Origin of the sequence: Nocardia ninae NBRC 108245, assembly GCF_007990755.1 — a bacterium.
GTDB lineage: Bacteria > Actinomycetota > Actinomycetes > Mycobacteriales > Mycobacteriaceae > Nocardia > Nocardia ninae.
Window position 1 is genome coordinate 14,798 of sequence record NZ_BJXA01000071.1, and the last position, 12,687, is coordinate 27,484.

Below are 12,687 nucleotides of genomic sequence, written 5' to 3' on the forward strand. Positions count from 1 at the left end.
ACCGCGCTGACCGGAATATCTCACAAGCGCCGAACGCGCAGTACGCCGGTCAGCAACGGGAGGGCGAACTCGCCGCCCGAGGTCTCCGACCTGCTCGCCAGAAAGGCGCGGATACGGCCGAGCGCGGCCTGTCGTTCCGGCTCCTGCATGACCAGCACGCCCGCGCGGGTTCCGAGTGTCGCAACGAGGGAGTCGGCCGTGCGCCGCTGTCCATGCGTAAACTCGGCCTGCTCCGGCGACCCGAACCGGGGATTCAGGCCAGTCGCAGGAAGATACAACCGCTCCGTCGCGGCGCGCCAGCTGCTGAACGTGTCACGCGGACCGATGGCCGCACTCCCGCCGACCCGCTCTAGTCCGGCAACCCAGTCGACCCGGTCGTCCATAACATTCCACAACCCGGCCAGAATCCCTTCGGGCGCGAGAATTCTCGCGATCTCGGGCCCCGCGACAGCCATATCGAACCAATGCAAGGCATTCCCCGCCAGCACCGCATCGACCGCCCCATCCGGCAGCGGTATCTCCTCCGCACTACCCGACAAGGCACGAACAGCTGGCAGCACACTACGCAACTCGGCCAGCATCGCCGAATCAGGCTCGACCGCAACAACATCGGCGCCCAACGCGAGCAGCGTGCCAGTCAGCTTCCCGGTCCCCGCCCCGAGATCCAACACCCGCGGTCCCGGCGCGGCCGCCAACGCCCAACGCACCGCGTCAGCCGCGTAGTCCGGCCGATGCTCGGCATAGGCGGGCGCCGCCGCACCGAACGACGAGGAATGCCGCAGCCGCACTTCGTCTTCCATGCAGTCACCCTAGTCGCGCGGATCACCGAATTCCGAGCACCAGCAAAAGCCAATCCTGATCTATTGCAGAGACCGGCTCCCACATATCCGTAATCGACAGCAGCATCGTTTCCGACTGCAGAGCGTGGTCGGCCTGTTACGCAGAACCGATGTGTGGGCAGCGCTCTCGCCCCTCACCGTTACCCGCTGCGCACAACGCCCGCACCCACGGCCCTGCCCGGTACTTGCCGGGTTCTCACTGTTTTCTGGCCACGGCGACGAACCGAGCTCTAGGGGATGCGGACGCAGCGATCCCCTCCGCGCGTGACGGAGCACCCCACCAGTAAGACGCCGTTGTCTTCGTCCACGAGCCAGACCTGGACTATTCTGGCTCCACCGGCCACGTCTGCCGTGAGGTGGATCTCCCGATGAACGGGCCCCGTGCACGTGGCGCTCGTAGTGTTGTCGTCCAAAACCAGGCCCCAGGCAGTTTCGCTGAGAGCATACCCCCGGCGGCAACCGGTGCTCAGGCCTCGAAGGCTGCCGGCGACGACGACCGAGCGGTTGTAGAATTCGATCGTGCCACTGTAGTAGGTCGCCCCGAAGGGGAGCTCGAATATGGCCCGATCGTCGGCAGCCGCGTTGGGCGCCCCAGCCACAGTCAAACCCCCGACAGCCGCGAGCGTAGCCATGACCGCAGCCGCTCTCTTCGATGTTCGTAAGATACGTGGATGCACGGTAACCCCCATTTCTTCAAAACAATTGTTGTGAAACACTTTTCACTCTGAGTATAAATCGACCTGTGGCACTTCACCGGAGCTTCAGGAATTCTCGGAGGGCTGTTCGCGAGCCCTGACGCGACGCTGGCGCTGTGACGCGCCGACGCGGACGGCGTCCTGGGTGGTCAAAGAATTGTTTTGCTACACAACAACTCTCAGCAGGGGATATCTGATCTGTATCAGGCCAACAGATTTCGTCGTGATCAATTCGGCGGGCCGCCGGATCGAGCTACTCCACCGTGCGCAGTTGGCGCACGAATCCAACATCTGTCGCTGCGGCACGAGTCATCCGTTCGGTGCGCAGTTCGTGGATAACCTGAGCGTAGACCTTGATTTGGCTGCCGAGTCGCGAATTCTCGGCCCGATCGCCCAGCTTGTCCTACCCGGTGCGGTTGGCGAAGGGCCGCTTGCCGTACGTCGCCACGAACTCAGCGATCATGGCCTTCTCCGTGGCGCGCGCGTCGTCGGTGGGCCGCCAGCCCACCAGCAGCTCGGCGCTGTCGGCCAACTGCCAGATCACACGGCGGCTCCTCCGGCGTCTTTTGCCCACGGGGTTTTGAATCCGCCCACCAGTCGACCCTGTTTGTTGTTGACGGTCACCGACCCGTCGGGCTGTAGCTCGGTGACCGCACCGGCAGGCAGCTCCAGTCTGAACGAGTACTCTTGCGGCGCTGCGGCATTGGGTATCTCGATGACGGTAGCGACTTCACCATTTGCCGAGGTGGTGGTGTCGAATCGGGACGTCGAACCAGCAGGGATCGACCAGCCGACCTTTTCGGGGTCCACGGCCGATGGCGCATAAACGTGGCTGCCCGGCGGGCTGGGCGCCGATTCACACCAGGCTGTTGTGTTCCCACTCCGCGCGAGTGATCTCGTAGCGAACCTCCCCGTGCTCGGAACCTTCGATCATGGGTAGCTCGGGGTGGTACGTCTTCACGTGGGTCATGCCGAGCTTCTCCATGACATGCCGCGAACCCTTATTCACGAACATCGTTTCGGCCCAGACCATGCGCACGCCGAGTTCGGTGAACGCTTTGCGCAGCAACGCCGTCGACCCCTCGGTCGCGAATCCTTTACCCCAGGCCGACTTACGGAACCGGTAGCCGAGTTCGACTTCGTCGAGCGGGCCGTCGGCTGCGGGGCGCAGGATGAACCAGCCGATGAACTCGCCGTCGGCCTTCTCGTGCGCGGCAATTGTGCCGTAGGTGTTGTTCCATGTCTTGTATTGGCCCAGCAGCCGAGGAATCGTTTCCTTGCGGATCTTCTCCGGCGGTGTGGGCACGCCGCCGGAGAGGTAGCGCATCACCTCGGGGTTGCTGTCGAGCTCGATGAGCAGCTCGGCGTCGGTCTCGGTGAAGTGGCGCAGGGTCAGTCGGTCGGTCTCGAGGTAGACAGCCATACGCGATGCTCACATGGAGCGGATCGAATGATCCAATGGTTTTCTACCGAACCACGATCTCCGCAGCCTCGATGACAAACGTGCGCGCGGACAACGGTTTCCGCGCCGGGCCGCGCACCGCCGATCCATCGCTGATGCTGAATCCGCTGCCGTGACAAGCGCATTCGATGGCACCGTCACGGACGCGGGCGACCAGGCAACCCTGGTGTGGGCAGGTGGCCGAGAAGACTCGGATATCGCCGGCGACCGGCTGGGTGACGACCAGGTCTTGCTGCGGGTAGATACGTCCACCACCGACGGGGACCTCGGCCAGCGGTACCCGAGCCGGTGCGGTGTCCGCGTCACCTCGGCCGCAGCCCGCGGCGGTGGTTGCCGCGACAGCCACCGCGGCACCGACAAGCACACTGCGCCTGGTGCAGCCGCTGCAGGATGGCCGACCGGAATCTGGTGCGTCGATCATGCGGTCACCAATAACCCCGTCGCATACATCACCAACAACCCGATCGAAACACCGCCGAGCGTCGACACCGCGATCCCCTTGCCCTCCGGTTCCCGCAGGCTCGGCACGATTTGCACGATCACCTGGACGATCGCGCCGACACCGACACCGAGCAACAGCGCGGACAGTTCCGCATTGTTGACCGTCGCCCCGACCACGGCACCGATGATGGCAGGAGCCCCCGCCACCAGACCGAGTCCGAGCAGGATCAGCAGTGGCGGTCGGCGCTCGGTCAACGGTGCGACAACGGCAAGCCCTTCGGTGGTGTTCTGGATGGCGAAGCCGATCACCAGAAACGTCCCGAGCGCCAATTCCCCTACGGCATAGGCGGATCCGATGGCCAGACCTTCACCGAGATTGTGCAGTCCGATACCGATGGCGATCATCAGCGCCAATCGCACGCCACTGGCCCCCTGCACCGCGGCCGACTGTCGACGGCTCCGCAGCCACTGGTCCACCGCGGTCAACCCGAGGAAAGCCAGCACCGCGCCGAGCACGACCAGCGCGGTACCGCCGAACGCACCACCCGATCGACCCGCCAGCTCGAAGCCTTCGCTCGTACCTTCCCAGGCCAGAAACGCGAGCAACCCCACGGTCACCGCGAGCAGTATCCGCACGACCCGACCACCGGCGGCCCGCATCACCGGCAGGAACAACATCCCGAGCACCACCGGAATAATGCCGACATAGGTCCCGAGCAAGGCCATCAACCCGAAGAACGACGCATTGGTCGCGGGTGTCTCGACCGCGGCGGGAATATCGTGCTCGATGACCAGCCCGGTCGAGGTCAGCATCGACACGAGGTAGGGCTGACCGTCCTGCCACGGATAGTCCAGCCGCACGCGCGCCGATTCCAAGCGTCCGATCGGCTCGGCCGGACCGGTGAAGTCGACGTAGGCGTCATTGACGAAGATCTGCGCGACCGAGACCGGATCAGGCCCGGTATTACGCAGCGTCAAGTCGATCGAACCAGGCTCGAGCCTGGTCTGCTCGACCGCGATCTCCTCCACCGGCGGCCCGGTACGTTCCGGCAGGCTGCGCCCGCCCAGCACGGCCAACCCGACCAACGCGATCGCCAGCAGTCCGACGGAGACCAGGCCGAGCAGCCACGGCCTGCGGGTGCGCTCGATGTCCACCATGGCTACTCCGTCACCTCGAACATGCCCATCCAGCCGAGCTCGGCGAACTCGGTCTTGTGCGCGTGGAACATGTACTGGCCCAGATGCGGAAACCGCAGCTCGCAGATGCCGCGCTGCCCTTGCCCCTGCACGATGGTGTCGGTGAATTCCGTTGGCTCCAAACGCGTTCCGGTCGGGAAGTAGTCGAAGAAGTTTCCGTGGATGTGGAAGCTGTTGATGGGGTCGTACTCCAGCACGTTCACCAGGTAGATGCGCACCAGCGCATTGCGTTTCACGCGGATCGGCTCGTGCATGTAGTGGAACGGGATCCCGTTCACCGCGTAGAGCTGGTTGCCTTCGCCGTCGAAGGTCGTGTTGTAGCCGTGCTGCACCATCACCATCTCGTCGGCCGCCGGGCGCGGCTGCGGCGGATCGATGATGAACGTCCCGTACATGCCGCGCGCGATGTGCTCGGCCAGCGGCCCGACGTGGCAGTGGAACAGGTGCAGTCCGAACGGGGTGGCGTCGAACTCGTAGGTGAAGCTCTCCCCCGGGTTGATGATGCCGCGGCCGAGGCCGGGGATGCCGTCCATGTCGGCCGGGTGGATGCCGTGAAAATGCAGCGTGTGCGGGTGTTTCGAGCCGTTGGTGAAATTGACCCGCAGCATGTCGCCTTCCCGGCAACGCAAGGTCGGTCCCGGAATCCGCGAATTGAGCGTCCACGCCGGGAAACTCACCCCCGGCGCGATCTCGATGTCCTCGTCGCTGGCGTACACATCCCATTCCCGCAGCGTGCGACCGTCCGGGCCGGTGGTGACCCGGCCGTAGTCGAAGTCGCGCAGGATGGCAGTCGGATCGAATCCGTTCGCCTCGTGGTCGACGACGCTGCCCTTGCGAAACGTGGGCCCGGAAGCTCCCCCGCCGTGCTGATCAGCGCCGTGTTGGTGCGCCGGCCGGTCGTGCTCCCGCGCCCGGGCCGACGCCGAGTCCAAGACCCCACCTGCCCCTAAAGCCACACCTACCGCACCGGCCGCAGCCCCGCCGGCCAGGAATCGGCGCCGAGTCGGAATGTCCATTCAGGTGTGCCTTACTTCGTGGATCGATGGAACGGTAGGTAAAGTTTGGGCTACCGAACTCTAAAATTCAACCCATCGAACGCCGCAGCTCGGATCGACATCCGGCCGGAGCGTGGACTACCAGCTCAACTCGCGCTAAATGCTGCGCAACCCGCCGAAGAATCCGACGATCCGGCGGATCCGCCCCTCCGCCGAGACCTCCACGAAGTCCACCCCGTCCGGCAACGCCGTGCCATCCGCCTGCACCAGCCGCCAGCCGAACCGAGCCATGTCATGGTGCGCATCTATCCGGCTGACCCGCAGCACCCGCATCCCCGGCTGCTGCGCGAACACCGCATCGATATGGGCCGCCAGCTCCTCGACCCCGACCGCGTGCACGGTTGGATCGGTATACGTCGCGTCCGCCGCCAACGCTGCGCTCAAAAATTCCCGTCGCCGCACCGGATCCGGATCACTCCATCCCAGACAATACGTATCGACCAACGCATCGAGCGGACCATCTACCTCAGCCATTCCGTCATCCTCACGTGGTATTCGACAATGTCCCCAGTCTGCACCAACCGGAGAATGCGAATCGCCGAGGCCGTGACAGCGATATCCGACAACCGGGGAGTCACTGGGGACACATCGCCGCAAGTCACGGGCCCGCACCAGTTTCCTTGAGGCACTGGAGATCCCGGCTACATATCAATGAAAGTTGTACTTCTTCCACCCCCGGCCCCTTGCCCGGTCCGCCGTGCGCGACCTATCGTCATTGTCACATTCGAGCTCGAAATACCTTCGCCGACAAGGCGTTTGGCTACTGAGCAGCACAACAGCCCGCTGCTCGGGTTGCGAGTAGTGCAATGACCTATTGCCGACCGGATGTGACACCTGAACACTCCCGCCCACCCTCTCGCGAGGAGATCAAATCATGAGCACCGACCATTTGCCGGATGACGACACCGAACTCCCCCAGGCGATTACTCGGAAACGCCTGCTGCAACTAGGTTTACTGGCCGTGCCCGCCGCGGCGACACTGACCGGTGCCGCGGTCGGCATCGGCAACGCCGACGAAGGTCAGCAGGCCGTACCGGACGACCTCGAACCCACCCCGGCCTGCCACGACGGGGACGCACCCACAATTTCACAAACCGAAGGCCCGTACTTCAAGCCGAACTCGCCGCTCCGGAGCGATCTGGTGATACCCGGCTCCCCCGGCACCCGGCTGACGGTCAGCGGCTATGTGTTCACGCGCTCCTGCCGCCCGGTCGCCCAGGCACTACTGGACTTCTGGCAGGCCGACAACGCAGGCGCCTACGACAATTCGGGCTACAAGTGGCGCGGCCATCAATTCACCGACGCGAACGGCCAATTCAAACTCTCGACCATCGTGCCGGGCTTGTACCCGGGCCGCACCCGGCACATCCACGTCAAAGTGCAGGCTCCTAACCAGCGGGTGCTGACCACCCAGCTGTATTTCCCCAACGAGCCACGAAACAACACCGATTCCATCTTCGACCGTCGGTTGCTGATGACGGTCCGTACCGTGCCCACCGGGCGGGAGGCGACTTACGACTTCATTCTGAACTTCCGCTGACATGCCGGAGTTCGCGCGCTTGACCTTGCCCGAGGTCAAGGTGCACGTTCGAGGCGGCGGTCCGGGACCTCGACGCCGTCCTGAACCACAGAGGGGTGGACCGCCCACTGCTGGTGGGCTGGTCCTACGGCGCACTACTCGGCGTGCACTGGGCCGACCGCAACCCGGGCCGGGTGATCGGCGTGGTCGGCCCGTTCCCGATGGGCTGGACCGACGACACCGACCTGGATCGGGCCCGTAAACTGTTCCACCGGTAGCGTTTTGCGCCGCCGCTGGTGGCCCCGCACGGCCTGTCCGCGCTCTTCGCCGGCAAACTCCGCGCGGCGGGCATCGCTGTCCCCGGACCCGCTCAGAACTGCTCCGCCGAAGTTCGCGTCGCCCCTGCTGGCGGTCAGCCTCCCGCGTTCCCCTCGACTGGGGAGCGCCACTGGTGATCATTCTCTTGTGGCGCAGACCGACCGGTCCTACGGTGGGACGCGCTATCCACCGATCGGAAGGAAGTCGAATGCACAAGTCGCGCTTGGCAATTGCCGGTGCCCTGGTCGCCCTCGCCGGTTCAGTCGCCCTCGCCGTCCCAGCCGGGGCGGACACCTCCGATGCCCACAAGCTCTCCGTGGCGAACGCGGCGCGTGCACAGTATGGGGCTCCTCCGATGACCTGGAACTCGGGCTTGTCCGCCGACACACAGCAATACGCCGCGGCATGCAAGTTCCAGCACTCGGATTCGCGCGGCCGCTACGGCGAGAATCTCTATGCGGGCACCGGCAATCGCAGTTTCGAAGACGCGATGAAGAGCTGGATGGCAGAGGCGAGCAAGTACGACTACAACAATCCCGGCTTTTCCCCCGAGACAGGACATTTCACCCAGGTGGTGTGGAAGGCCAGCACGCAGCTGACCGTGGGCATTGCTTCATGCCCAGCAGGCACCATCTTCTCGCAGCCCAGCACCTACATAGTCGCCCGCTACACCCCGCCGGGAAACGTCAGGGGCCAGTTCCCGCAGAACGTCGGTCGTCCGCAGAACTGAGCTGCCCCGCATCCCGCGCCCCCGCTGGAGTGGGGACGCGGGAGAGGGCGCTGGGCCACCAGATTTTCGGCCCGGTGATGCTGAAAAGTGCTGGGATGACTACGGTTCGGACCAGGAAGGTGTCCAGCAGAATACCCAGCCCGACGATGATTCCGAGCTGCGTGAGGATGATCAACGGCAGGACGCCGAGCACACAGAACACGGCGGCCAGGACGATGCCCGCGCTGGTGATGACGGCGCCGGTGGCGGACACGGCGCGGACGATGCCCTGGGTACTGCCGTGGTCGGGTGTTTCCTCACGCGCTCGGGTCACCAAGAAGATGGTGTAGTCGATGCCGAGCGCTACCAGGAAGAGGAAGGCATACAGCGGCGCGCTGGTGTCCAACGCCGGAAAACCGAAGACATGCAAGCCGATCCAGGCCCCGAGCCCGAGCGCGGCCAGCGCGCTGAGCACCGAGACACCCACTAGCAGCACGGCAGCGGGAACGGCACGCAGCAGGGCGAGCAGGATGACCGACACGACCGCCAGGATCATCGGAATCACCACGCGCTGATCGTGTTCGGCGGCTGTCCTGGTGTCCAACCCCTCCGCGTCGCCGCCGCCGACCAGTGCGCCGGGTATCGAGGACAGCTCGGTCCGCATCGACTCGATGGTCGAGAAGGCTTGCGGCGAACCGGGTTCGGCGTTCAGCACGACCGACCACCGCATCAGCCCGGACGGCGAGGTTCCGGTGGGCGTTACCTCGGTGATGCCCGGCATGGCCCGCAGCTTCTGCTGGACCTCGGCCCCCGCATCCGCCTTCGCCAAGACGATCGTCGGGTTGGCCGCACCGGCCGGGAAATGCGCGGCGAGGGTGTCGAATCCTTCGACGGATTCGGCGCGGACCCGGAACTGATCGGTTTGTGACAACCCCACGTCGGTCCCGATCAAGCCGGCCGCGAACCCACCGAGCACCACCAGTGTGCCGCAGGCGACGATCACCGGCTTACGCACGACCCACGCAGCGATCGCATGCCACATCCCCTGCTCGGCCGCCATCCGATCGTCCGCCTGCGGGACGAACGGCCAGAAGATATTGCGCCCGCACAAGGCCAGCGCGGCAGGCAGCGCCACCAGAACGAACACCAGAGCCACCACCAACCCGGCGGCGGCGCCCACACCGAGACTGCGAGTGTTGGGCAGCGAAGCCAGCAGCAGCGTCAACAGTGCGGCGACGACGGTGACATTGCTCGCCAGGATCGCCGGTCCGGCATGCCGGACCGCGTGGCGCAACGCCGCCCGATGATCGGCATTGCGATGCAACTCGTCGCGGTAGCGCGAGACCAGCAGCAGCGCATAGTTCGTCCCCGCGCCGAAGACGAGCACGCTGGTGATGCCCGAGGTCGAGCCGTCGAAGGCGAGCCCGGTCCACCGGGCCAGTCCAGTGCCGACGGTGGCCGCGACGCGATCCGCCGAGCCGACCACGAGCAACGGCACCAGCCACAGCACCGGCGACCGGTAGGTCACGATGAGCAGCAACGCGACGACGGCGGCCGTCACCGCGAGCAGGGTGATGTTGGCACCGGCGAAGGAATCGGCGATGTCTCCGCCGAACGCGGGCCCGCCGGTCACCTGAATGTTCAGATCCGCCGGTTGCCCGGCTTTCACGGACTCGCGCAGTTCGTTGATGCGGTCGGTCAAGGCGAACCCGCTCAACTTCGCGTCGACCGGCAGCCGTCCGATCGCGGCCTGCCGATCGGGCGAAATGGCCAGCTCACCGAGCCGGACCCGCAGTTCCGCCACCTCATCGGCAGCCAATTCGGCGCCGTCGGTGCGGGTCACCACGACCACCGCGGGTGCGGTACCCGCATCCGGGAATTGGGTGAGCAGCTCTTTGACCCGCGCCGATTCCGCGCTGCCCGGCAAGGAGTTCGGCGCCTCCCCCGCGGCGTCGTTACCGCCGATTCCACCGATCAATGCGGCCGACACTAAGGCGAGCAACACGAGCAGCAACCATGACCTACGGGCGGTGACCGCGGTCGCGAACCGATCCCACATGCGCATCACCACACGATGGCAGAACCACTGCCGGGGCGCGCGTTGTCACCCCGGCCACGTGGGGATGATCACGGCCCGGTAGGCAAAGCGCAGCGATCAGTCGAATCCATAAATCTTTGCTACCTGCATCTGCTCGGCGTCGAAGGTCGTCGTCTCGACCTTCCCGGAGCCCGGTTTGGTGAGGCTGATCGTGGTGTCGCCGGTGAAGGACACGCGCTGCGGGCACTCGTCCTCGTTCCAGACGGTGGCCTGCCTGCTGAACAGCCCGCCACGCTCACGAAGCACGACGCGGCAACCGGGCGGGTGGTTGTAGATCTTGTGCGATTCCGTGACGACTTCGTGGCTCCCGTCGGGACTCACTTCGACGGCCACGACCTTGCTTTCCTCGGCGACGAACCCGTGCACGAACATCGAAACGGCCCACACGGGCACCAGCACCAGCCCCAGGGTGGCGGCAACCGCAAGCTGACCCGGACTGCGGCGCGGACCCACTCGCTGCACGGCGAGCAGTAGCACGGCGGCCGTCCAGCACGCCGCCGGCGCCCATACCGGGACCCAGTCGAATCGATAGAAACGGAGTGACTGAAACCATGCGGGCCCGGCCGCGACTCCCACCGCGAAAAGTACGAGGACAGCGACCATCCACATAATCCGCTGTCTCCGACGCGCCCGCTCGGTAGCGCTGCCCGGCCGGTCCGGCACCGGAGACGCATCGTCGTTCGCCGTCGCGGTCATAAGACTGCCCACCTCGTGCAGATCACGTCCGACTCCGTCGGTTCGGACACACGGTGAGCCTAACCGAATCATCGAGAAAGTAATGGGGGGCAACGTAACTCGGGGCGTGCGGGCGGCTTCCGGCACCGGATAACTTGATGGCATTCAGCATCAGCATCCACCGAAGGAGATCGAATGCCTACCTCTCGAACGGCACTGCGCAGCGCTGTTGTCGGCGCAGTTTTCGTGACCATGACCGCGATCACGGGCGCGAGCGCTTACGCCGAGTCGACGGTTCCGACGGAACCGCAGCCGAACCCGACCGCGAAGTCGATCGATTGCAATCCGAGCAACTTCAACTTGCTAACATGCCTGTTCAGCGGCTCGTCCTCGCTGTCGGCGAAATAGCCTGACTTGCCATGCGGTCCCGGCTCGAAGCACTGAAGTTCGAGCCGGGTGACCGCATGAACAAGCTAGTCGGGTCCGATCAGTGTCCGATCACTCCGCTCAGTTCGTTCGGCGTGGCGGCCAGTGTCGCGCTCGCGGCCACCGCGCCGGTGCTCAGGTCGATCCGGTGTACCTGCTTGGTCGCCGGGTCGGACACGTAGGCCATTCCGTCGCGGCTGAACAGGGTCGGGCGGGGATCCTGCCACTTCAGCGGTTCCTGCCACGGCGCGAGCACCGGGATGGAGCGGGTGATGGTGCCCGCCACCGGGTCGATCACGTGCAGGCGGCCGTCGGTGCCGAGCACCAGCGCCTCGCCTTGCGGGCCACGGGCCAGCGAGCGGAAGGTGTAGCTGGTGCCGATGTCGACCAGGCGCAGCGAGCCGCTGACCGTGTCGATGAGCGAAATCTGCTGGGGGCGTTCGAGTTCGGCGTCCTTGTCCTGCTTGTAGTCACCGAGCACGATCGGCGAGACATCGCTGCCCGCCGCATTTCCGATGCGGCCGTAGGGCGTCGGGCTGGTGACCTTGGTGATGGCTCCGTTGCGGTAGACGAGAACGCCGGTCTGGCAGCCGATGACGATCGCCTCGTCCTTGGCTGCGGCTTCACCGTGCACGCCGGGGCAGTCCTCGTTGCGGGCGATCTCCTTGCGCTGCGCGTCCAGCACCACGGCCCCGACCCGCTTCTCTTCGGTGCCGAGCGTGACCAGCAGGTTGCCGTTCGCCAGCTGCACCGCGACACCATGATGCGGGGTGGGCGTGCGATAGACCTCGGTCTCGGGCTTCTTCCCCGACTCGAGCGCGGCGGATTCGAAGGCGGTGACCTCGCCGGTGCCGTCGGCGAACAGCACCGTGCGGCCTGCGTGGCGCACCACGTGACCTGGCTTGGCGGCCGGGAATTCGGTGCCGGTGAATTTCGTGGCGGCCGCGTCGAAGACCTTGAAGCCGTCCTTGACCGTCACCATCAGATGCCGGTCGTCGCCGGCCGGGTTGAGCCGGTTGAAGCCTTCCAGCTGCACCTCACCGGTCTTTTCCAGCGTGGTCGGGTCCAAGACGTAGATGCCGCCGTCATAGGTGAGCGCGATCGGCTCGGCACCGTGCGCGGGCGCCGCCGACTCGGTGGAATCGTCCGTGCCGCAGCTGCTTACGGCGACTACCGAAGCGACGATTCCGGATAGAGCCACTGTCTTGGTGGCTCGTGACCGCATGTGCATTTACTTACTCCGTGTTCTCGTG

General features: G+C 65.4%; 14 protein-coding genes and 1 pseudogene. 4 read left to right on the forward strand and 11 right to left on the reverse strand.

The features are described from left to right. Positions 1-20 precede the first annotated feature (20 nt). From NN4_RS34775 to NN4_RS34805, 8 genes are all read right to left on the reverse strand, one after another. Positions 21-800: a class I SAM-dependent methyltransferase gene (locus NN4_RS34775; protein ID WP_147140150.1), complete on the reverse strand. Its 780-nt coding sequence runs from the start codon at positions 798-800 to the stop codon at positions 21-23. Positions 801-1,937: 1,137 nt separating this feature from the next. Next, a complete protein-coding gene (locus NN4_RS45370) occupies positions 1,938-2,078 on the reverse strand; it encodes a hypothetical protein (protein WP_186818776.1) in 141 nt (46 codons plus the stop codon). Then, positions 2,075-2,344 carry a hypothetical protein gene (locus NN4_RS34780; RefSeq protein WP_147140151.1) on the reverse strand — a complete coding sequence of 90 codons (270 nt, stop codon included), beginning with the start codon at positions 2,342-2,344 and terminating at the stop codon, positions 2,075-2,077. Before NN4_RS34780 ends, NN4_RS45370 begins: the two co-directional genes overlap by 4 nt. A gap of 46 nt (positions 2,345-2,390) precedes the next feature. After that, positions 2,391-2,957 (reverse strand): GNAT family N-acetyltransferase, encoded by a 567-nt coding sequence (locus NN4_RS34785; RefSeq protein WP_147140153.1) that lies wholly within the window; start codon positions 2,955-2,957, stop codon positions 2,391-2,393. A 43-nt stretch (positions 2,958-3,000) separates the two neighbouring features. Then, entirely contained in the window at positions 3,001-3,417 is a 417-nt protein-coding gene (locus NN4_RS34790; RefSeq protein ID WP_147140155.1) for a Rieske (2Fe-2S) protein, read from the reverse strand. Next, positions 3,414-4,595 (reverse strand): ZIP family metal transporter, encoded by a 1,182-nt coding sequence (locus tag NN4_RS34795; RefSeq protein ID WP_147140157.1) that lies wholly within the window; start codon positions 4,593-4,595, stop codon positions 3,414-3,416. The genes NN4_RS34790 and NN4_RS34795 overlap by 4 nt, the downstream gene beginning before the upstream one ends. A gap of 2 nt (positions 4,596-4,597) precedes the next feature. Next, positions 4,598-5,650: a multicopper oxidase domain-containing protein gene (locus tag NN4_RS34800; protein ID WP_147140159.1), complete on the reverse strand. Its 1,053-nt coding sequence runs from the start codon at positions 5,648-5,650 to the stop codon at positions 4,598-4,600. 135 nt (positions 5,651-5,785) lie between these two features. Further along, positions 5,786-6,163, reverse strand: coding sequence for a nuclear transport factor 2 family protein (locus NN4_RS34805; protein ID WP_147140161.1), 378 nt, complete (start codon positions 6,161-6,163; stop codon positions 5,786-5,788). A gap of 400 nt (positions 6,164-6,563) precedes the next feature. Between NN4_RS34805 and NN4_RS34810 the strand changes: the two genes are divergently transcribed. From NN4_RS34810 to NN4_RS34820, 3 genes and pseudogenes are all read left to right on the forward strand, one after another. After that, on the forward strand, positions 6,564-7,229 hold the full coding sequence (locus tag NN4_RS34810) for a dioxygenase family protein (RefSeq protein WP_135236594.1): 666 nt from the start codon (positions 6,564-6,566) through the stop codon (positions 7,227-7,229). 47 nt (positions 7,230-7,276) lie between these two features. After that, positions 7,277-7,486 (forward strand): annotated as a pseudogene (locus tag NN4_RS34815) (alpha/beta fold hydrolase); the annotation flags it as partial. 248 nt (positions 7,487-7,734) lie between these two features. Continuing rightward, complete coding sequence (locus NN4_RS34820) at positions 7,735-8,256, forward strand: CAP family protein (RefSeq protein WP_147140165.1); 522 nt, start codon at positions 7,735-7,737, stop codon at positions 8,254-8,256. Here the strand turns inward: NN4_RS34820 and NN4_RS34825 are convergent. Together NN4_RS34825 and NN4_RS34830 are read right to left on the reverse strand one after the other, a co-directional pair. Further along, the gene (locus NN4_RS34825; RefSeq protein WP_147140168.1) at positions 8,213-10,300 is read right to left on the reverse strand and encodes an MMPL family transporter; all 2,088 of its coding nucleotides are present in this window, start codon (positions 10,298-10,300) and stop codon (positions 8,213-8,215) included. The two genes, NN4_RS34820 and NN4_RS34825, sit on opposite strands and share 44 nt — an antisense overlap. A gap of 90 nt (positions 10,301-10,390) precedes the next feature. Next, complete coding sequence (locus NN4_RS34830; protein WP_186818777.1) at positions 10,391-10,936, reverse strand: hypothetical protein; 546 nt, start codon at positions 10,934-10,936, stop codon at positions 10,391-10,393. Between the two features lie 267 nt (positions 10,937-11,203). Here NN4_RS34830 and NN4_RS34835 point away from each other — a divergent pair, with 267 nt between their 5' ends. After that, the gene (locus tag NN4_RS34835; protein ID WP_147140173.1) at positions 11,204-11,416 is read left to right on the forward strand and encodes a hypothetical protein; all 213 of its coding nucleotides are present in this window, start codon (positions 11,204-11,206) and stop codon (positions 11,414-11,416) included. Between the two features lie 79 nt (positions 11,417-11,495). Here NN4_RS34835 and aztD read toward each other — a convergent pair whose 3' ends face one another. Beyond that, positions 11,496-12,665, reverse strand: coding sequence for a zinc metallochaperone AztD (gene aztD, locus NN4_RS34840; RefSeq protein WP_147140175.1), 1,170 nt, complete (start codon positions 12,663-12,665; stop codon positions 11,496-11,498). Positions 12,666-12,687: the final 22 nt, after the last annotated feature.